General features: G+C 31.2%; 19 protein-coding genes and 2 pseudogenes. 16 read left to right on the top strand and 5 right to left on the bottom strand.

The window, feature by feature from the left end; translation table 11 throughout:
- The first annotated feature begins 399 nt into the window (after window positions 1–399).
- The 4 genes from FS802_RS01165 (at window position 400) to FS802_RS01150 (ending at window position 3,574) form a co-directional block, all read left to right on the top strand.
- A complete protein-coding gene (locus FS802_RS01165; RefSeq protein WP_306473008.1) occupies window positions 400–705 on the top strand; it encodes a PadR family transcriptional regulator in 306 nt (101 codons plus the stop codon).
- Window positions 702–1,214 (top strand): DUF1700 domain-containing protein, encoded by a 513-nt coding sequence (locus tag FS802_RS01160; RefSeq protein ID WP_141545937.1) that lies wholly within the window; start codon window positions 702–704, stop codon window positions 1,212–1,214. The genes FS802_RS01165 and FS802_RS01160 overlap by 4 nt, the downstream gene beginning before the upstream one ends.
- On the top strand, window positions 1,214–2,659 hold the full coding sequence (locus tag FS802_RS01155; protein ID WP_098654053.1) for a serine hydrolase domain-containing protein: 1,446 nt from the start codon (window positions 1,214–1,216) through the stop codon (window positions 2,657–2,659). The genes FS802_RS01160 and FS802_RS01155 overlap by 1 nt, the downstream gene beginning before the upstream one ends.
- A 105-nt stretch (window positions 2,660–2,764) precedes the next feature.
- On the top strand, window positions 2,765–3,574 hold the full coding sequence (locus FS802_RS01150; RefSeq protein ID WP_061672023.1) for a MerR family transcriptional regulator: 810 nt from the start codon (window positions 2,765–2,767) through the stop codon (window positions 3,572–3,574).
- Window positions 3,575–3,619: 45 nt separating this feature from the next.
- Here the strand turns inward: FS802_RS01150 and FS802_RS01145 are convergent, their stop codons facing one another.
- Window positions 3,620–4,276: a hypothetical protein gene (locus FS802_RS01145; protein WP_240515208.1), complete on the bottom strand. Its 657-nt coding sequence runs from the start codon at window positions 4,274–4,276 to the stop codon at window positions 3,620–3,622.
- Between the two features lie 296 nt (window positions 4,277–4,572).
- On the opposite strand from FS802_RS01145, the gene FS802_RS01140 reads away from it, so the two are divergent.
- Window positions 4,573–5,148: an NUDIX hydrolase gene (locus FS802_RS01140; RefSeq protein ID WP_078183844.1), complete on the top strand. Its 576-nt coding sequence runs from the start codon at window positions 4,573–4,575 to the stop codon at window positions 5,146–5,148.
- A 43-nt stretch (window positions 5,149–5,191) separates the two neighbouring features.
- Here the strand turns inward: FS802_RS01140 and FS802_RS01135 are convergent, their stop codons facing one another.
- Window positions 5,192–5,908, bottom strand: a complete 717-nt coding sequence (locus FS802_RS01135) for an SDR family oxidoreductase (RefSeq protein ID WP_098654052.1) — start codon at window positions 5,906–5,908, stop codon at window positions 5,192–5,194.
- Between the two features lie 193 nt (window positions 5,909–6,101).
- Here FS802_RS01135 and FS802_RS01130 point away from each other — a divergent pair, with 193 nt between their 5' ends.
- The 3 genes from FS802_RS01130 to FS802_RS01120 all read left to right on the top strand — a co-directional run bounded on the left by FS802_RS01130 (window position 6,102) and on the right by FS802_RS01120 (window position 7,708).
- Window positions 6,102–6,434, top strand: a complete 333-nt coding sequence (locus FS802_RS01130; protein WP_000365527.1) for a winged helix-turn-helix transcriptional regulator — start codon at window positions 6,102–6,104, stop codon at window positions 6,432–6,434.
- Between the two features lie 272 nt (window positions 6,435–6,706).
- Entirely contained in the window at window positions 6,707–7,459 is a 753-nt protein-coding gene (locus tag FS802_RS01125) for a class I SAM-dependent methyltransferase (protein WP_061672019.1), read from the top strand.
- 45 nt (window positions 7,460–7,504) lie between these two features.
- A complete protein-coding gene (locus FS802_RS01120; protein WP_061672018.1) occupies window positions 7,505–7,708 on the top strand; it encodes a hypothetical protein in 204 nt (67 codons plus the stop codon).
- Between the two features lie 75 nt (window positions 7,709–7,783).
- On the opposite strand, the gene FS802_RS01115 is transcribed toward FS802_RS01120, so the two are convergent.
- The gene (locus FS802_RS01115; RefSeq protein ID WP_098654051.1) at window positions 7,784–8,227 is read right to left on the bottom strand and encodes a carboxymuconolactone decarboxylase family protein; all 444 of its coding nucleotides are present in this window, start codon (window positions 8,225–8,227) and stop codon (window positions 7,784–7,786) included.
- Between the two features lie 250 nt (window positions 8,228–8,477).
- Between FS802_RS01115 and FS802_RS01110 the strand changes: the two genes are divergently transcribed.
- Together FS802_RS01110 and FS802_RS01105 are read left to right on the top strand one after the other, a co-directional pair.
- Entirely contained in the window at window positions 8,478–9,272 is a 795-nt protein-coding gene (locus tag FS802_RS01110; protein ID WP_098654050.1) for a VOC family protein, read from the top strand.
- A gap of 116 nt (window positions 9,273–9,388) precedes the next feature.
- Complete coding sequence (locus tag FS802_RS01105) at window positions 9,389–10,138, top strand: aminoglycoside phosphotransferase family protein (protein WP_098654049.1); 750 nt, start codon at window positions 9,389–9,391, stop codon at window positions 10,136–10,138.
- A gap of 84 nt (window positions 10,139–10,222) precedes the next feature.
- Here the strand turns inward: FS802_RS01105 and FS802_RS01100 are convergent, their stop codons facing one another.
- The gene (locus tag FS802_RS01100) at window positions 10,223–11,170 is read right to left on the bottom strand and encodes a phosphotransferase enzyme family protein (RefSeq protein ID WP_098654048.1); all 948 of its coding nucleotides are present in this window, start codon (window positions 11,168–11,170) and stop codon (window positions 10,223–10,225) included.
- Window positions 11,171–11,362: 192 nt separating this feature from the next.
- On the opposite strand from FS802_RS01100, the pseudogene FS802_RS01095 reads away from it, so the two are divergent.
- A pseudogene (locus tag FS802_RS01095) lies at window positions 11,363–12,457 on the top strand (helix-turn-helix domain-containing protein).
- A 14-nt stretch (window positions 12,458–12,471) separates the two neighbouring features.
- Here FS802_RS01095 and FS802_RS01090 read toward each other — a convergent pair.
- Entirely contained in the window at window positions 12,472–14,163 is a 1,692-nt protein-coding gene (locus FS802_RS01090; RefSeq protein ID WP_098654047.1) for a M3 family oligoendopeptidase, read from the bottom strand.
- A 176-nt stretch (window positions 14,164–14,339) separates the two neighbouring features.
- Between FS802_RS01090 and FS802_RS01085 the strand changes: the two genes are divergently transcribed.
- From FS802_RS01085 to FS802_RS01065, 5 genes and pseudogenes are all read left to right on the top strand, one after another.
- Window positions 14,340–15,734: an aminotransferase-like domain-containing protein gene (locus FS802_RS01085; RefSeq protein WP_144524819.1), complete on the top strand. Its 1,395-nt coding sequence runs from the start codon at window positions 14,340–14,342 to the stop codon at window positions 15,732–15,734.
- A gap of 91 nt (window positions 15,735–15,825) precedes the next feature.
- Window positions 15,826–16,136, top strand: a pseudogene (locus FS802_RS01080) (helix-turn-helix domain-containing protein); the annotation flags it as partial.
- 63 nt (window positions 16,137–16,199) lie between these two features.
- A complete protein-coding gene (locus FS802_RS01075) occupies window positions 16,200–17,162 on the top strand; it encodes a helix-turn-helix transcriptional regulator (protein ID WP_098654045.1) in 963 nt (320 codons plus the stop codon).
- Window positions 17,163–17,236: 74 nt separating this feature from the next.
- Entirely contained in the window at window positions 17,237–17,869 is a 633-nt protein-coding gene (locus FS802_RS01070) for a type 1 glutamine amidotransferase family protein (protein WP_098654044.1), read from the top strand.
- An 805-nt stretch (window positions 17,870–18,674) separates the two neighbouring features.
- Window positions 18,675–19,844, top strand: coding sequence for a serine hydrolase domain-containing protein (locus FS802_RS01065; RefSeq protein ID WP_144524817.1), 1,170 nt, complete (start codon window positions 18,675–18,677; stop codon window positions 19,842–19,844).
- The last annotated feature ends 731 nt before the right edge of the window (window positions 19,845–20,575 follow it).

Here is a 20,575-nt window from a genome sequence, read left to right as displayed (position 1 = left end):
ACTTATATAAAACGTATATTCTTTATAATGTTTATAATAACGCAGTATGAGTATTACAAGGTAATGAAAGAAGATCCAATTTCTTAATGTGAAAATTAAGGAATTGGAATTTTTAGTATTTTTATGTCCCGTATACTATATTTCCAGCTAAGATATGGAGATATGGAGGAGAGATAGAGAAATAAAAGGGACAAACAGTTGATATATTATGTAATTATTATATTATAAAAGTGATTTTTAGGGGTAAAAACAGTTCGCAAGTAATATCTTTTGCTTATAATATCTTCGTTCTGTTGTCTGATTTTTTGGATTTAACAGAAATATATACTTGAATGAAGTATATATTTCTGTTAAATTTATCCTATGGATAGAACGAGTTTAATTAAAGGTCATTTAGAAATGTGTGTATTATCTATTTTGTCGAAAAAGAAAAGTTATGGTTATGAGATTATGAAAGAACTTGAAGTAAACAATTTAAAATTGAAAGGAGTAGGAAGTATTTATCCCATTTTAACTAAGTTGAAAAATCAAGAATGGGTTAATGCTTATCAAGTAGTAACAGACAGTGGTAAAGTTAGGATTTATTATGAAATTAATGAAAACGGGAAAATACGTCTTGAGAAAAAAATTAATGACTGGTTAGAATTGCAATCGGATATTCAAACATTATTAAAAAGCGGTTTGAAAGGAGACCTTCTGAAATGAGGAATAGATTAATAGGTAAAGAAAAGCAATTTTTAACAGACGTACTTAAGGAATTACAGCAATACGATATAAGTTTAGAAGAAAGGGAAAATATTAAGCGACAAATATTAGAACATATTCAAGAATGTCGCGAACATGGTGAAGATAGTATAGATGATTTAGGTACACCTCAATTATTTGTTCAAGATTATTTAGAAATAAATGAGATTGATTTACAAGTTAAAAGGAAGCAATTGAAAAATGAAAAAGGGAAATTAAACAGATCTATTTTACGCGGCATATTCATCGCAGTTATTACTTACCTCATCTCGCAAACTACATTTACAATATTTTTAACTAGATCATTAAATCCAACTAATAGTAAAAATACATTTCAGTATAATCTTTTATATCGTATTTCAGAAAATCAATGGTGGAATTCATTATTAATAATGATTAGTTTTATGCTCTCTCTAGTAGTATTTATTAGTTTAGTAAGTTATAAAAAAAGAAAGCTGTCTAAAGCATAATGAAGAATACAATCTATAAAATGTCTCTAATTTATATTTTTTGTAATGTATTAATGTTATGTATTACAGATCCAAAAGTTTACGCTCAGCAAAATATTAAAATTGCATTGGATAAGTATATTGAAAAATTTATAAAAGAGCAGAACATTCCAGGAGCTTCTGTTGCAATTGTACATAATAAAGATGTATTCTTCACAAAAACGATGGGGATTACTGGAGAATCTGAAAAAAAGGTAACTAATAAAACACCATTCGCAATTGGCTCAATAAGTAAATCTTTAACAGCTTTAGCTATATTGAAATTAATTGAAGATAAAAAAATAAAATTAGAGGATTCAGTTCAACAACACCTTCCTTGGTTTAAACTAAAAGACAATCAATTAACCTCCACTATAACAATCCGACACCTACTAACTCATACAAGCGGAATCAGTACATACGAGGGCTTAGCATTATCAGATAAGCAATCCAAAAATTCTACAGCATTAAAAGAAAATGTAATGAAACTTTCAAATGTAAAATTAACTGCTCCACCAGGTGAAAAATATCAATATAGTAATGCGAATTATATTGTTTTAGGTGCACTTATTGAAGAGGTCACAAATGAAACGTATTCATCATATATGGAAAAGCATGTTTTTCAGCCGTTAAATATGAATGGTGCGGCAGCAAGTAAAGAAACTGCATATGAAAAGGGTTATTTAACAGGTTATCAGTCTTGGTTTGGCATACCAAGAAAAAGTATAGTGTCCTATGATAATGCTGGGGCACCGTATGGTTATATTACTGCAAGTTTAGAAGATATGATTCAATTTCTTATGTTTTTGAATCGTAAAGAGCACACTCAATTTTTAAAGAAAGAAAATATAGATCTTTATCTATCATCACTTTATAAAATTAATTCAGAAAAAAGTTATGGTTTTGGGTTAAGAACAACAAATATAAATGAAAGCGAAACGATGATTTGGCATTCAGGATCAACGCCTGATGCTCGTGCAGAAATATTTATATTAAATAAAAGTGGCTGGGGTGGTGTGATTTTAACAAATAAAAATCATGTATTAGAAGAATCAGCACTATCGGTATTGAAAAATGGGATTATTAGTATTTTGAATGGAGAAGTACCGGTTGATCCCCCTAAAAACATACCATTTATACAAATTGTTATGTCTATAGTTATATTCGCGCTTTTCATTATATCAATTATGTTAATTAAAAAATATAAACATAAGAAAACTGTTAAAAGACTAACTTGGTTATTTATAGGGAATCTATTCCTACTATTATCTATTATTTTCATCCCGCTTCTTACTTATAGTACAAGCTCACCATGGAAAACAATTAAAATATTTGCGGCAGATGTAGCCTTTCTTACAAGTATTATAGTAACTTTATTAGTTGTGAACGGGCTAATTTCAATCTTTATAGTCTTAAGAAGGAAATAAGTAAAGAAATATAATTTAAGTGTTATAAACAATTGACTCTCACACAATGTCATTGTTTAAGATGAAGTTGAGCTTCGAAGTAGATGTAATTCATAGGAGGAAAACATGTTTAAAATAGGGGATTTTTCAAAACTATCTTCCATTAGTATACGTATGTTGAGGCACTACGATAAAGTGGAATTATTACAACCAGTAAAAGTTGATGAACAAAGTGGATATCGATACTATTCAGCAGCCCAATTAAAGAAAGTAAATCAAATTCAAACGTTAAAAGATATGGGGTTTAATATTGCTACTATTAAAGAAATAATAGAGAGCGAAAATATGGAAGTAATAAAATCACAATTTGAAAATCGTAGTGCACAAATAAATAATGAGATGTATGACCTCCAAAAACAATTACGTCTTCTCGAAGCCTCAATGAAAATGATGAGAGAGGATGTTGTTGAGATGAACTATCATGTTTTAATAAAAGAAATTCCAGAAAGAAATGTAGCTAGTGTTAGAAAGATTATTCCATCGTATAATTGCGAAGGGGATGTATGGAGTATATTAATGCAAGAAATTCATATGAAAAATATTAGTATTGCTCATCCGAGTTATAGTATTGCGGTTTTCCATGATCGTGAATACAAAGAAAATGATGTAGATGTAGAAATACAGCTAAGTATTTTAGGTAAACATGAAAATACAAATGATGTTACATTTAAAAATATTGAATCAACTCATGTAGCATCTATAACAGTTAATGGAAGTTATGAACAAATGACAGCTGTAAATGAGGCTGCAGCAAAATGGATTGAGTCAGAAGGTTATGAATTAGCAGGCCCGATGTTTAATATTTATCATGTGAGCCCAGCGATGGAATCGGATCCTAATAAGTGGGTTACAGAAGTTTGTTATCCAGTTAAATGATGATAAAGAAAAAAGGCATTATGATATGCCTTTTTCTTTATCAACTTATCCGTAAATATCAAGACAGATTACTTGTTGATTCGATTCGTCAACTACTAACACAATGTTATTTGCAAATGTACAAAATGAGCGGATTGTAATGGATTCCTTTAATGAATCTTCTAAAAACCAACCGGTTGGCATTAAAGAAATGCAACCATCTTTTTGAAAAAAAGAATGTTTTAGAAAATATCCTATTTCTTGAGTTTCTTTTAAGAACATCGGATCAATGCAATCAAATGCTACAGAATAATATTTTAATTTTCTTCTACCAACAGCCCTATTAAAAGAACGGCTTCGGAATAAATCAGGTACTACAGGATATATACCATTAGTTAGAAGCTCTTTTAGAGTTTGTTTTGATTCTTCCTTTAAACCTATCATGAAAATTTCATGTAATTCATTATTAATAAAAACTTGTTTTATATCTTTATAATGAGGAATTAATTCATTTGTTATTATATTTAAAGTAACGTCATTTGCAATGGGAAAGGAAGTATAAACGTCCTCTTCAAGTATGACCTCCATCCCACTGAAAAGTTGGCAAACTGGACTGAGAGAAGTATTTGAAGATATAGGAGATATCTTTTCTATATGAAAATCTTCATTTGTAGTAGGTGATGGATATTTCCGTTCCTCGCTTTCAATTAACCAATCATACATAATTATCTTTCCTTCCATCATAGTTTGCGTATCGGACTATATAGTACAATAAAAACTGCAATTGTATGTATCACCTTTATTATAGAGGAATTTAAGTATGGTCCATTCAATACTTATAAAATATAAAATTCTGTAAATAGTTGTTGAATCCTACTTTTATATGCTTAATTTTGTAATTAAGCGAGGGAGATGCATTTGGAGGATCGAAATGGCCTGTTTTATTGAGTAAGAATGGTATATATGTTTCCAAAAGATGCAGCATTTTATTAAAAGAAGACTATATAGGAGGGAAAAGTTTGTTACATATTAATAGAGAAGTAAGAACATCTGGCGCGTATGTTCTTTATAATAATTTATTTGTTTTTCAAGTTGGTCCAACGAATAAAGGTGATACATTAGGTGTAGTAAGGCTCGGAGGACATAAAGAAGGAGATGAAACAGCAGTAGAAACCGCTAAAAGAGAAGTGAAAGAAGAAGCTACTATCGATATTGCTATATTGAGTTCACCATGTACATATTATAAAAAGAATTGGGATGCACAATCAAAGAAAATAAAAGTAGAAAATGAAATCAATCCAATATTAATTATTGATAGTCTAGATGAAACTTTATCTACTATGTATATGGCACATGCAGAAAATGAACCAACTCCATCTTCTGAAACGAACGGGCTCTTATTACTTTCAGTAAATGATATTAGGCTTATTTGTAGTAAGGAAATAACACTAAATGATTATATTAAGCAAGATGGAATAGCTGTATTGAAAGAAAAAATGAATAAAGAGTTAATCTTACAACCTTTTCCGCAACTTATGTTTTTAGCAGAACTTTTAAAAAAGGACCCTGTATTGCTTCAACAGTTTCTAAATTAGCAACAAAAAGCCACCTTAATAAGTGGCTTTTGTTTTAAATAATTTAATGATAAGTATATCCTCCATCAGGAAACAATACATTACCCGTAGTAAAACTATTTTGCATTAAATATAGTACAGTGTGCGCAATTTCATCATTATATCCAGCTCGCTGTACAAGAGAAAGAGATTTATAAGATTCATAAGCAACTAGTCTATTTTCGTTTTGTTCATTCTCTCTTTGTATCGTTCCAGGAGAAACAACATTAATTCTTATAGGAGCTAATTCAACAGCTAAAGCTTTCCCTAAACTTTCAATAGCACCATTACAAGCTCCGTAAGCAGGCGCTCCTTTAAGTGGTCTTTGACTAAATGCACCGGACATTAATACGATAGATCCAGTGTTTGAGAGAAAAGGAACTGCATATTTTACAGCATAATATTGTGGCCAAAACTTTCCGATAAAGCTACTTTCAGCAATATCATCCATAGCGGTTATTGGTCCAAGTGAGTAAGAAGCTCCTGGTGTGAATAAATGATCAAAATCCCCAACGTTCTTGAAAAAATCTTGTAATTGATTTTTATCTTGGTTATCCAATACATAAGTTTGAAGATGATTGTTATTTATTACTTCTTGAGCAACCATTAATTTTTCTTTCGAACGCCCTGCAATAATAACATGTGCTCCTTGTTTGATTGCTTGTTTTGCTGTTGCTAATCCAATACCAGAACTCCCACCAATGATAACAATACGACTATCTTTTAATGTAATAATAGACATATTTTAGCCACTCCCTTAATAAAAACTTTAAAATAAAACTGCTATGCTTTTATTATTCACTAAAAGATATCAAGTGAAAAGTACGCACTTTATATGTACATAGTCGTAAATTTCGTACTAATTGCTTTTCATACATATAAGTAATATAAAAAATGTTTAATATAATTTATGGTATCAGGAGAGAGGTGAGAAAATGGATTTACAAGAACCGAAATTAAAAGGAGTAATAGCGACATTACAAATCATCGGAGGGAAATGGAAGCCACTCATTTTGTTTATATTATTAACTGATGGAACAAAACGATTTGGTGAATTAAAGCGATTAATACCAGATATATCTCAAGGGACTTTAGCGAAGCAATTGCGTGAATTAGAGCAAGATCAACTAATAGAACGAGAAATTTATCAAGAAATACCACCTAAAGTGGAATATAGTTTATCTGAACATGGAAAAACAGTAACTACTGTCTTAGATAGTATGTGTCGTTGGGGAAGAAGACATTTAGAATATATTAATGAAGATTAACTATAAATATATTATGTAAACTAAAGTATGTAAATCTATTATTTTGATAATTTTTATTTTATAATATACTTAATTAAATGATGTTATCGTACATATATTCTTTTAATTGCGGTGGGATGAATTTATGTATAGCTCGAAGTAAGTAGTTGTTTGGGATTGAGAGATGCGCACTTGATATAAAAGGAGATTTACGAATATATAAACTATGAGGCTATTTCGGGGATGATCAGGATTAAACATTTTATGCATATTAACAAAGGGGAAATAATAAAATGAACGAATTAGAATACAAAAACTTTTATGATAAAGTAGGAAGATTAAATGGATGGGATTTTAGTAAAATAAAATGTGAAACTGTAGGAGATTCATGGGACTTTTATGACGAGGTAAAAGAAAGGTGCAAGCCATCACAGATTTTACTTGATGTTGGTACAGGCGGAGGAGAAAATGTACTTAACATAGCGTCTTCGGCTAAATTACTAATTGGAATAGATAGTTCTAACGGAATGATTGAAACAGCACATTCTAACTTGAAAAAATCAGGTGTACAAAATGTTGAGTTTCTTCAAATGGATTCTGAAGCTTTAGCGTTTCCGCATGCGCATTTTGATATAGCTTCAAGTTGTCATGCGCCATTTGCAGCGACTGAATTATCAAAAGTAATGAAAAAGGATGCTTTTTTCTTAACGCAACAAGTTAGTGAACACGATAAATTAAACTTGAAAGAAGCATTTGGTAGAGGACAATGCTTAGGTGAAAGAGATGGAACTTTAAAAGAAAAGTATATGAGGGAACTTAGTAGTGCAGGATTTGAACTCGTGCAAGTAAGTGAATATGATGTTACTGATTATTACAGTAGCCCTGAAGACCTCATGTTCTTATTAAAACATACGCCTATTATTCCTAGGTTTGGAGAAGAGGAAGAGGATTTTACTATTTTACAAAAGTTCATTGATGCAAATAGTTCTGAAAAAGGGATTCGTACGAATTCAAAAAGGTTTATGATTATTGCTGCAAAATTATAATATGTTATAAAGTAAAAGCTGCTTTTCTTTAAAAAAAGCAGCTTTTTGTGCGGGAAAGAAGTTTATACAAAATGGTCTCCATTTAATCTAATATTAATTCGTGCTTCAATAACAGAAAATTGGGATGGATATAGAGGTAAGGCAGCGAGTATTTTTATACAGAGAACAAGTACGACAGTAAAATTAATCCCAGATTCTAAGCATTTTTATTGGGATTATCCAGAAGTAATAGTAGTAGAAATAAGGTAACATTGGCAAAGTCAACCTTTTTGAATTATATGTAATAAAGAAATAATGTATAGAGTAAGTAAGTTGCTTAGAGTGTTATTTTTTAGCAGGTGTATTTCCCATTGCGATAGAAATTCTATTCCAACTATTAATTTGATTAATAATCAAGACAAGGTCAATATATTGTTTTTCATCATAATGTTCACATACTCGTTTATATAGGGACTCAGGAACTCTTTTAGTGGGAATAAGTGTAATATGCTCAGCTAGTTCAATAGCGACTTTTTCTTCTGTTGTATAAAAAGTACATTCATCCCAAGTACTTAAGCAATAAATTCTTTGTTCAGTTTCTCCCATTTTTCGTGCATCAGATGTATGTAAATCTATGCAGTAAGCACAGCCATTGATCTGAGAAACTCTAATTTTAATAAGCTCTCTAGTCATTCGATCAATCGTTGATTGCTTTGTGTACTTTTCCATGTCCATCATAATTTTCATAGCATCAGGTGCAGCATCATAGTAAGAAATTCTTTGGTTCACAAAACATCACTCCTTTAGCTTAAGATATTGTTCATTATATCTTGATATGGTCGTTTATACCAATTATTTGAACTATAGCGCAAAACGCTTGAAGTTAAAATTTTATTGCATTAGCCGAAAATGTTAGCGTAACTGCTCTAATACAAAAGTATTATTTTGTTAATTAAAGTTTCAATCTCCAGATGGATTCTTCCTGTTAGTTATTGAAATACAATACTAATAGATATAATGAATTTGGAGGTTTATTACAATGATTACACATATTTCAGATATTAAACTACAAACGGTTTCTATAGAAGGAGTAAAACAAGTATACGGAGATATATTATCTTTTCCAATAAAAAAGGAAACAGCATCATTTATTCAATTTGAAGTAACACCTTATACAACAATTAGTTTTCAAGAAGTATATGAACCAATTGCACCTGCTCACTTTGCTTTTGAAATTCCATATTCAAAATTTCATAAAACAGTAAGATGGCTAAAGGATTCTGGATTACTCATTGTGAAATGGCAAAATGGAAATGTAATTGGTGAAGAGAATGGTTTATTCAATGTATACTTTAAAGACGGGGATGGAAATCTACTCGAAATTATCGCACATAGTTATGTTAAACAAGATGTATTAGTACCGCAGTCCCCTTTAAATATTTTATACGTAAGGGAAATCGGATTTCCTGTTAAAAGTGTACCTGTATTTACAGAATGGCTAAAATCAAATCTAAATATGAAAACGATGGAAGATGGGGATATTTTTAACTTTGTTATAGGTGGCACTGCATACATCGTTGCAACTTGGTGGCAGCGAAGTTGGATTCCGATTGCGATGAAGGCTTTACCACCAAAAGTACACGTATCTTTCGGAACAACAGATCAAGCATTTTTACAGCAAATCCAAATTAACTTTAAGAAAAATAGTGTCCCATTTCAATGTAAACATAACGAAGTATCATTTATTGAGCAGGGATATGCATTTTCAATTGTGCATACACCAAATTTCTCTTCCGATATTCCTAGTAAATTAAACTTACCACTTTCTGTTTAAAGATAGAAAGTGGTAAGTTTTTTATATTTTCGTGGAGAAGGGTTTCAGCATAATTACACTGAATTTATAGGGGAGTATAATGTGTCAGCTTAATTTACAGTAAGGAGAGAAATGAATTGAATTTAGGAAATCCGATAGCTAAAGGGAATACAGCAGAAATCTATCTCTATGATACTAAGATTGTAAAATTATTTAATGAATATCTGCCTGATACAGAGTCTATGAATGAAGCAAAAAAACAAAAATATGCTTATTCATGCGGACTATCAGTTCCAAACGTATTTGAAGTGACAAAGATAAAAAATAGACAGGCAATTATTATGGAATACGTAAAAGGTGACAGTATAGGTGATCTCCTGCTTAATAATCTAAATGAGGCAGAGCATTACATAAATATTTGTGTGAATGAACAAAAAAAGATTCATGCTATACGTGTGAATTCGGATGAAATGGAAGCAATGGGGGAAAGGTTAGAGCGTCAAATTAAATCTGTACATAAATTGGATGAAAAACAAAAGGAAAGTATATTGAATAAGTTACATTCAATCAAATTTGAACCTAGATTATGCCATGGCGACTTCCATCCATTTAATCTAATTTTGAGTGAAAAAAATGTAAATATTATAGACTGGGTAGATGCTTGTTCAGGTGATATTCGTGCAGATGTGTTTCGTACATATTTATTGTATGCGCAGTCTTATATAGAATTAGCAGAAATGTATTTGCAAATATATTGCAGTAATACTGATCTAACAAGAGATGCGATCTTTCAATGGGCTCCTATTATGATTGCAGCTAGATTTTCTGAGAAAGTATCTCCGCAAAATAAAGTGTATGTAAACAGATTATTGACTCAGTATTTATAAGAAATAAAACAAAGGTTGTCTAGTTAGCCAATTAATAAATGCTGTTGTTTAACTAAGTTTCCTTGTAGTTAAACAATAGCATTTTTAAACATTGATATAAGTATATTTAGTTTCGATCTTCATCCTATAAAGATTTATTATCCGTATTTGTTCCTCAGTTAATTCTTCTTTATCCCAATACATATGCATTAAGCTATATTCAAAAATCTCCTTTAATTTTATAAATAATGGAAACTTGTCTATCATCTCTTTAGGTAGTTCATTTTCTTCTTGATATCCTTCAAATAGTGCTTTTGTAATAGAATGCTCATAGTCAACGATATTCCCATTTCCAACAAATGAATATTCTATCGCACTATAAATAGGAACTGCTAAATCAAATATGTAAAAATGTTTTTCGCAGTCTTGAAAATCAATCATTGTTATGTTTGAATTGTTTTCGACTAAAATATTTTCTAACCATAAATCGCCGTGAATTAAGCCATAATTCGAAGGGGATTTTTGCAGCTTATTTATTGAACTTAAAACGTCAGATGCAATTTCTCTTACAGTAGTTTCTTCTTTAGGGATATACTTAAGAAAATTATATTCTTCATTTTCATACCAATCGTTAATATATTTAACTGATTTAGTCTTTTCAAAGCTTTTAGAAATACGATGTAATTTTCCAATTTGTTTACCAAGATTTTTAAATATATTGGAATTCCATTCACACCTTGGTAAATGTATACCAGGCGCAGCTTTATATAATACGGCAAAAATCTCTTTGTCTAATGTTAACTTTTCGACAAAATTTCCTTGTAAAGAAGGGATTATTGGTGGCACACCTAAGCCATCTTGATATAAAAAATTCGTATATGTAACTTCTTCTAACTGTTCTTCATACGTTTTATAGTTTGTAATTCTAATAAAGTAAGTAACTTGTTCTGTGAGACATTGATACATTTCATTCGTTATGGATTTAATGTTAATAAAATTTAATGGATATCGTTCATTTATTAATTGAAGTATTTCTTTTTCTAGCTCGTTCATTGTAACGTCCTTTCCAAACTTTAATTTTTTAACTAGAGAACTAAAAGAATCTTAATTTACAACATTCGTGTTTTATTTTTGATATCCTTTAAAATGAAGCAAGATGTAATGAATGGCTCATGTTATAAAACACAAGAAATATCAAAAGAAAATAAGAATCTCTCTTATACTGTTAAGTAAGGAGTGAAGGAAATGAATGCACATATACAGCAGATGATTGATTGGATTGAGAGTAATTTAAAAAAGGAATTTTCATTAGATGAATTATCCCATTATATGGGGTATTCTCCGTATTACTGTTCTTTTAAATTTCACCAAGTAACAGGTATAAGTATTAGGCGCTATATTCTTTTAAGAAGATAGTATTTATCTACTGAGGATTTGACGAATGATAGAAAGATAATAGATATTGCATTAGATTACGATTATTCTTCGCAAGAGGCTTATAGTAGAGCTTTCAAGAATATTTTTAGAATAAATCCAAGAGAATTCCAACTTAACAACATGCCTATTCAATCATTTGTTAAACTCAATATAAATAAAGAAGGGGAGTTTAATATGAATACTTCTAGAAAATTAGAGGTTGAGCAGTTACGAAGTGCAAAGAGTGAGCTGTTTGAGAATGATGTACTTAACATATTGAATGGTCAATTGATGTATGAAGAATTTAAAACTGAGAAGCTAATGGGTGAGTCTGATTATGCGCCTTTTAACGAAGCAATGTGTGTAAATGTGGCTACTACACAAATTTTTAATGAAGAGTTTATTAAAACAAGAGCAGACGGACATAACAGTTCAGTAGAAAGTTACACAAAAAAGGTTATAGATCCGTTAGAAAACCTTTTTATGAAAAAGTATAAATGCATTGTTTTATGGTTTGGTGAAGATATGTTTTGTCAAATGAATCTACTCACCGTACTTTCATATCTTGAACAGTCTTGTTATGAAGGGAAAGTATACTTAAATAGTTTCAGAGAAGATGAATTTAAAGTAAGTCAAATTGAACTGGAATTAGGAAATTATTCTTCTGTATATAATGATGTGTTAGTAAATCACAAAAAAACGTCTCAAAAGTTACCACCTGTATTGTATCAAGCTATAGATTTATATTTAAATATGTTAAAAGAAGATAATATCGTAGTGAAATTCATCTCCAAAAATAAAGATTTATCAACTCAAGAATTATTAACAAAATTGTTTCAACTTTTTCCAACAATCGGATACGGTGATTCTCAGTACATAGAACTAATAAATAAAATAAAGAAGGAAGCTGAACCTAAAATATAGGAACAGCTTCCTTCTTACAATTGTTCAAGTGACTCTAATTCGCCCTCTACAAATAACATTAGTTCTTTAATCGTTTCGCCAGAAAAATCAAAACGAATTCCAGCCGCTTCATATATTTCCGGTAAAGATTTAGAGCTACCTAATGATAAAGCTTTTTTATAATTTTCTATTGCTTGTTTAGGGTTTTCTTTATATTGTCTATACATTTGTAGTGCACCAAGTTGTGCGATAGCATATTCGATGTAATAGAATGGTAATTCAAATATGTGTAGTACAGGTAACCAGCCAGTTGCGATCCAATTTTCATAACCTTCAATATTTATGACGCTTGATTGGTAAGTGTTATGTAATTCTAAATATTTTTCATTTCTTTCTTTAGCAGTATGATTAGGATTTTCATACATCCAATGTTGAAATTGATCAACGATAAGCATTTGTGGTAAGTACTTAATAATATCTATAAAGAAATCTAATTTTGCTTTTATAAATTCTTCTCTATTTTCATAAAATGTATCCCAATACTCCATCGAAAATAATTCCATTGTCATGCTAGCGAGTTCTGCTGATTCTGAAGGGATTTCCAAATATTTTTGAAGTTCTAACTGCTTCTTACATTCATTATGAATACTATGGCCCATTTCATGGAGGAAAGTAGTAACATCATAATGTGTATGATTGAGATTCATAAAAACGAAAGATAATCGAGAAGCAGGTAAATATTCGCAAAATCCTCCTGGTCCTTTTCCTTTACGACTTTCTAAGTCTAAGCAATTATTTTTATGCATACGGTCCAGTAATGTAGAAAATTCAGGATTTAGTTTGTGTAAAATATGAGAACTTTTTTCGATTAATTCACTCGCGTTTTCGATAGGTTTTAATGCTTTTTGATTTGGGGCGGTTGCTTTTAAATCCCATGGACGAAGACTATCTACTTGAAGTTCAGATTTTTTCTCATTAAATATTTTATCGATAAGTGGTACTACGTATTTACGAATAGATTCAGCAAGCTCATAGCAGTCTTCCGCTGTATAATCAAAACGTTCATGTTTTTTAAACATATAATCACGATAATTATCTAATTGAATATTTTTCGCTTTTTGGTGACGTATTACGATTAATTCATTTAATATACTTTGTAATTTATCTTCAACAGATAAGAATGTTTCAGAAATGAGTGTTTTTGCTTTTTTGCGTATATGACGATCCGGATCTTGTAAGTAAGACTGTAGTTCGGTAATTGTCTTTTCTTCACCGTTCCATAGCGCAGTTAAATCACCTGTAATTTCGAAGTACTCGGTTACTAGTTTGTCTTCGTTTACTTCTAAATCAATGTTTTTTTCACAAAATAAGGTCTGCGCATTCTTTATTTTTTTATCTAGTAAGCTATACGTTTTTGGATTAAGTTCCATTCGAAAAGGTGACTCTAAATATTTATTATCAAAAGAATTTTGAAAACGTTTCAAAAGTGGTCGTACATATTGTTGATCATATTCAAAAGTATCTTTTATTTTTTTATTATTTGTATTACATTGAAACGCGATATAGTGCGATGTTAATTGTTCTTCGATTTCCCAAATGAATGTAGATTGTTTTTTTAACCAGTTTTCAAGTTCTAGTTTTGAAGAAATCACTTCATTTTCTAAAGTAGAAAGAGTATTTTCTAATTCTAGAACGTTACTAACATCAATCGTATTTAAACGCTGCATAACATATCCCTCACTTTTTATTTATTCATGAAGATATTCTATTTATTAATTGTAATTTCCTTGTTAAGAGGAGAAAATGTGAAATAATGTTAAACTTTAAAGTGATAGAAGGGATGTATTTCTGTTTGCTTAAGAATGAGGAATCTTTTTAAGTCCTTGCATAAGGGAGTGAAATAATGTATAAGTATTTACATATTTTTAATGATATAGAAAACATGATTCAACATGGAGTGATAAAAGAAGGAAAGAAATTACCGTCTATACGATCACTTGTTACGCAATATGAATGTAATAAGGCGACAGTTATACGGGCACTACATGAATTAGAAAAGCGTCATATTATTTATTCCATCCCTCAAAGTGGATACTACGTTGTTCGAAAATCAGGGAGTTTTGTAGAAAATGACGAGATAATTGATTTTGCTTCCTCAGCACCAGATCCAGATGTTTTTCCATATTTAGATTTTCAACATTGTATTAATAAAGCCATTGATACATATAAAAATGACTTGTTCGTATATGGGACGCCAAAAGGTTTACCGTCTTTAATTCCGGTTATTCAAAAACAACTGATAAACTATCAAGTTTTCACTAAAGAAGAGAATATTTTTATAACGTCAGGTGTACAGCAGGCGCTAGCAATATTAACTTCTATACCATTTCCAAATGAAAATGAAACGATATTAATTGAACAACCAACATATCATCTATATATTGAATATCTAGAAATAAACAAAATTCCTGTAATCGGTATTAAACGTACGAATGAAGGTATTGACTTAAATGAATTGGAACGCATTTTTCGAACAGATAAAATAAAATTCTTTTATACAATACCAAGATATCATCATCCGCTCGGAACTTCTTATTCTAAAGATGAGAAAGAAAAAATTGTGTTATTGGCTAAGAAATATAATGTATATATAGTTGAAGATGATTATTTAGCAGATTTAGAAATGGATTCAAAAGCAGATCCGTTATATAGCTTGGATAATGGGAATCATGTCATATATTTGAAAAGTTATTCAAAGATTATTTTTCCAGGTTTACGAGTTGGTGTAGCAGTAATCCCACCGGTAATAGCAAATGATTTCCATACATATAAAAAGATTTTAGATATCGATAGCCCAATGATATCTCAAGCTGCTTTAGAAATTTATATAAAGAGTGGCATGTTTGAACGTCATAAAAATAAAATTAAATCTTCCTATCACGATAAATCTAAAAAACTAGCAGAAACATTAGAAAGAATGCATAATGAAAACCCGCTTTTATTTACATATACAAAGCAAAATGCAATTGGAATCCACACTTGTTTAGAATTACATAAAACGAGTATTTCAGAAATGTTTTTCCAAAGACTAAGTGAAAAACAAATAAGTATTGATACAATTGATAAAAATTATGTGAGAGGTTTTCCGAAAGAAAGACTATTAAAGTTAAACGTATCGAATGTGAAGGAAGATAGGATTGAAGTAGGAATTCGTAAAGTAATTGAGGAAATCAAACAAGTGGAGCGTATAACCTTTCAATTTAAAAAAGAAAAAAATGAAAAAGGAGGTTTGTTGTGAGACGCAAAATAATTCTCTTGTTTGTGTGTATCGCTATAATAATTGAAGCTATTGTTGTAACTGCATATTATAATAAAGATGATAATTATAATCCTTAAAAGATACATGGCTAGATTTATCAGAAGATAATCCCTACAGCCAATTCTTAATTACGGGGTTATGGCGGGTGTAAACCAATTAGAACGTGATCTGATCCGTAGGCGGAAACATGAAGGGGTTGAACTGAATAAGAAAGAAGGAAAATTTAAAGGTCGGTTAAAGAAATACCATAAAAATCATGCAGGAATGAACTATGCAGTAAAGCTTTATTAAGAGGGAGATATGACTGTAAATCAAATTTGTGAAATTACAAATGTGTCTAGGGCCACATTATATAGAAAGCTATCGGAAAGGAACAGTTGATGAGTTATACCAAAAATCAGAAATATTTAATAGAGAATAAATTCCATAGAGAGGTGGAATTACATGCCTAAAATTGACAATATGTTAGCGATTCTATGGATGCTTCGCTCAGGTAAAAAAATTACTGCAAAACAAATTTCAGAAAATTTAGAGATGAATATAAGGACTGTGTATCGTTATATTGATACAATTTCAACAAGTGGCGTACCTATAATTTCAGAACCAGGACATAACGGTGGATACACTTTATTGAACAATTTTATTGAGGCTCCTCTTTTTTTTGATTTTGAGGAGCAAACTTCACTATTTCACGCTGCTGTTTTTGCAGAAGAAGCCGGATATTATGGAGGTGAAGCATTAAATAGGGCCATTTCAAAACTAAGTAAATACTCAAATCAAGAGCAGGAAGCAAAGATAAACCAACATTTAAGTAGTCTAGAAGTAATAAGTCGATGTAGTTCACTCTCTATGGAACATTTTTTGAAGGAATTGGAGCAGGCCGTAACTGACGGGTACTCAGTAAAAATTCTTTACTATAAAAGTGGCAAAAAGCAATTAGATTATAGATTGGTCGATCCGTACAGAATTATCTATTGGAATAATAAGTGGTATGTGATTGGATTTTGTCATCTTAGGAATGATATCCGTAGTTTTAGAGTAGATCGAATTGAAAGTTTAATGCTAACCGAAAATAAGTTTAACCGGCCAGAAAATTTTTCAGCACGTGACTTTTTTATAAAAAATCTTCTTCCAACTATAGAAGATAAGGAAGGGATTATTTCTTTGGTTATTAGTGGGGATAAAAGTGTATTGGCTGATATTTGCCAACATTGGTTTTTAGAACATTATTTACAAGAACGGACTTCAAATCAAGCAGTTTTTCTTCTTGAAAAAGATATGATACATACATATGTACCTTATTTACTTTTACCGTACAATAAATCTATTAAAGTTATTGAGCCAATAAGTCTTAAGAAAAGACTTATTGAAGTTCTGTCGGAATTAATAAAATTTCATCAAGTATAATAACTTCCCTGACGTTAACTGTCAGGGAAGTTATATTATAATATCCATATCAATTGTGATTGGAGTGATATTGGATGCGAACAAAAAAAGTTTTTCTATATGTATTTAATACAATGTCGGACTGGGAATATGGATATTTAATTACCGAACTAAACTCAGGAAGATATTTCAAAAAAGATTTAGTACCTTTAAAAGTAATTACAGTAGGAGCTAATAAAGAAATGATTACTACTATGGGAGGACTGAGCATAAAACCAGATATTTCCCTTGATGAATGTACTCTTGAGAGTAAAGATCTTTTAATTTTGCCAGGAGGGACTACTTGGAGTGAAGAAATTCATCAACCTATTTTGGAAAGAATTGACCAAGCTTTAAAGCTTGACACTATTGTTGCTGCAATTTGTGGTGCAACTGAGGCCCTTGCAAATAGGGGATACTTAGATACTAGAAAGCATACAAGTAATAATTTAGAATACACTAAAATGGTATGTCCTAACTATAAAGGAGAAAAGTTCTATGAGTTGGGATCTGCGGTATCTGATGCGAATTTAGTTACTGCATCAGGAATAGCTCCTCTGGAATTTGCGATGGAAGTACTGAAAAAATTAGATGTATTTGCACCAGATACATTACATGCATGGTATAACCTAAATAAGACTCATAAACCTGAATACTTCTTCGAGTTAATGAATTCATTAAATAGCTGAGCTGAAAAATCAACTTAGCAGATTTATATTTGTTTAAATAATTACCATGCTCTAGACAATGTCAAAGCATGGTTTTTAAATATAACTTAAAAATGGTTATGGAGTAATGAAAAAGCCCAATTTCTCTATTAATTAACGGTGAAGTTGGGCTTTTTAGTATTGAAAATTCCTAAACGTTGTAAATCCGTATTTTCGTGACGTTACATACCCATCAACTTAAGAAAAGTAAACACCGCAAAAACAAAAAAATGAGCTGACTTCTCAAAATAACTACCTGTAGAGAAAGAAAAATTTCATTTAGTGGGTACTTCAAAACCTTAGCTTGATTGCGACGGGGTCACCATATCAAAAAAAAGAAAATTGTGCGTTTAGACATATTTTTCAACCGCTTCCTGTACGTTAAGGGACTCGTTATTTTTTTTACAGTTTTTTATTATGAAATTCTAAATAACTAATAATAATAGGTGAAAAAAACGATCAATAGTTGGGGTACGAAAAGGATTCGAATTTACATTCTTTCTCAATACATATTATGGATAAATAAAGTAAAATATGGGTTGGGGCTATGTCTCATGTTGTGTTAATCCTAACAATAACTAAGGGTACATAATATGCTTTCATACCTTTGAATAATTTTGTTATAGAAGGGATGGAGATTTAACTGGCTCAAATTGTTGGTATTGATAGATACCTTTGTACTGGGGCTTTAATCTATATGCGTGAGGGCCTTTCCCTAAGTCTTTTCAGGAAGTAAGGATCAGTAAGCAAACACTTATACAATATGAATAGAGGAGAGGAATGCCTTATGAAAATACGTAGTCAAATTACATGTGCAAGTCTGGCCCTTGTAATAGCTGGAAGTTCCCTGTTATATACAACACCAACCTCAATTGTAAAAGCAGAGCCTACTCAAAATGTATCTAGTTCGTTACAAACAAATACTCAACGAGATCGTACTTCCGTCAAGCAAGCAATGCGGGATACATTGCAACTTGGATACCCGGGGATACTTGCTAAAACTTCTGAGGGTGGAAAAACGTGGGGGTATGCCGCTGGAATAGCGGATCTGAGAACCAAGAAACCAATGAAAACAGATTTTCGCTTTCGCATTGGAAGTGTGACGAAGACGTTCACCGCAACAGTTGTACTTCAATTAGTTGGAGAGAATCGCCTGAAGCTAGACGACTACATCGAAAAATGGTTACCTGGTGTCATTCAAGGAAATGGATATGATGGTAACAAGATTACTATCCGGCACATATTGAACCATACAAGTGGTATCGCTGAATACTCAAGGTCAAAAGACGCTGATTTTACGGATACAAAAAAATCGTATACGGCTGAAGAGTTAGTGAAGATGGGGGTTTCTCTGCCTCCAGACTTTGCTCCAGGAAAGGGCTGGTCTTATTCAAACACAGGATACGTATTACTGGGCATTCTTATTGAAAAAGTAACTGGAAACAGCTATGCGGAAGAGATTGAAAATCGAATTATTGAACCACTTGAATTGTCGAATACATTCCTACCAGGCAACTCAAGTGTTATTCCAGGTACTAACCATGCCCGTGGATATGTCCAACCAGACGGAGCAAGTGAGCTAAAAGACGTTACTTATTATAACCCAAGTGCAGGTAGCTCGGCTGGAGATATGATTTCTACTGCTGACGACTTAAACAAATTCTTCTCTTACTTGCTCGGTGGCAAATTACTGAAGGAACAGCAACTAAAACAAATGCTTACTACAGTTCCTACAGGAAAAGAAGGAATCGATGGATATGGTCTTGGAATCTATGAAACTAAGCTTCCAAGCGGTGTCTCGATATGGGGACACACAGGTGGCATTCTAGGGTTTACTACTCTTGTTGGAGGTAAACTTGGAGGCAAGCATACGTTGGTCGTCAATTGGAATAGTTTGGGTAGAACTGACAGTCCTAATCCTTTTAAAAATATTTTACTTGCTGAATTTAGCAAGTAGGAAAAAAGGAAAAATTTATCGTAGTTTTCATAGTTGAAAATATACTTTTCTGGTTCAAAAGCCCCAACTTATTTTCGAGAAAAATTTGGGGCTTTTTTTGTTTTGGTGGCGTTTATTCTCCTTAAGTTGATGGATGTGGGGTAGCCCCATATTACTATCAAGCTAAGGTTTTAATATATCTCCTAAATGAACATTTTCTTTTTCTACAGGTAGTTACTTTGAGAAGGTAACTTATTTTTTCGTTTTAAGGGCGTTTATTTTTCTTAAGCTGATGGATATGGAGTATCCGCCCTAAGTTAAATAAATTTTGACTTAAAAACCAGTGATTTTAACAACGTTAGGAGTGTTTCATGCAGCACAATGTCATTTGTGTTGTATTGCAAGAAGAAAAATTACATTAGAAAAGAGCCAGAATTCATCCTGTTAAGGGTAAATCGACTCTTAATATTTAAAAGGATGGTAAAAAGAAACACAGAAGTAAAAAAACTGTGTTTCTTTTTGATTTATATATTTACTGAACTTTACGGCACAGATGCTCCTTCTATCCTATTATAAAAGCGATTTTGAAAGTAAGTAATTTGTAAGAAATGGGTAAGAAAAAAGAAATTTTCATTGTGTATGATAAAAATATAAAGAGGCGTGAAAGGCGGAACAGATATGACTTATATATGAAAAACAGACCAGTAACAAGACTGTTTCAAGGAAAAGAAGTAATTTATGTGGTTAACATA

It is taken from the genome of Bacillus sp. DE0042 (genome assembly GCF_007680225.1).
GTDB classification, from domain to species: Bacteria; Bacillota; Bacilli; order Bacillales; family Bacillaceae_G; genus Bacillus_A; species Bacillus_A wiedmannii.
This window is presented reverse-complemented; position numbering and strand designations above follow the sequence as displayed.

Coding starts and splice junctions, on each gene's coding strand:
- FS802_RS01110 (WP_098654050.1), top strand. CDS start 8,478: ATGATTACACATATTTCAGATATTAAACTACAAACGGTTTCTATAGAA.
- FS802_RS01155 (WP_098654053.1), top strand. CDS start 1,214: ATGAAGAATACAATCTATAAAATGTCTCTAATTTATATTTTTTGTAAT.
- FS802_RS01165 (WP_306473008.1), top strand. CDS start 400: ATGTGTGTATTATCTATTTTGTCGAAAAAGAAAAGTTATGGTTATGAG.
- FS802_RS01150 (WP_061672023.1), top strand. CDS start 2,765: ATGTTTAAAATAGGGGATTTTTCAAAACTATCTTCCATTAGTATACGT.
- FS802_RS01085 (WP_144524819.1), top strand. CDS start 14,340: ATGTATAAGTATTTACATATTTTTAATGATATAGAAAACATGATTCAA.
- FS802_RS01160 (WP_141545937.1), top strand. CDS start 702: ATGAGGAATAGATTAATAGGTAAAGAAAAGCAATTTTTAACAGACGTA.
- FS802_RS01130 (WP_000365527.1), top strand. CDS start 6,102: ATGGATTTACAAGAACCGAAATTAAAAGGAGTAATAGCGACATTACAA.
- FS802_RS01135 (WP_098654052.1), bottom strand. CDS start 5,908: ATGTCTATTATTACATTAAAAGATAGTCGTATTGTTATCATTGGTGGG.
- FS802_RS01075 (WP_098654045.1), top strand. CDS start 16,200: ATGCCTAAAATTGACAATATGTTAGCGATTCTATGGATGCTTCGCTCA.
- FS802_RS01100 (WP_098654048.1), bottom strand. CDS start 11,170: ATGAACGAGCTAGAAAAAGAAATACTTCAATTAATAAATGAACGATAT.
- FS802_RS01065 (WP_144524817.1), top strand. CDS start 18,675: ATGAAAATACGTAGTCAAATTACATGTGCAAGTCTGGCCCTTGTAATA.
- FS802_RS01125 (WP_061672019.1), top strand. CDS start 6,707: ATGAACGAATTAGAATACAAAAACTTTTATGATAAAGTAGGAAGATTA.
- FS802_RS01145 (WP_240515208.1), bottom strand. CDS start 4,276: ATGTATGATTGGTTAATTGAAAGCGAGGAACGGAAATATCCATCACCT.
- FS802_RS01090 (WP_098654047.1), bottom strand. CDS start 14,163: ATGCAGCGTTTAAATACGATTGATGTTAGTAACGTTCTAGAATTAGAA.
- FS802_RS01070 (WP_098654044.1), top strand. CDS start 17,237: ATGCGAACAAAAAAAGTTTTTCTATATGTATTTAATACAATGTCGGAC.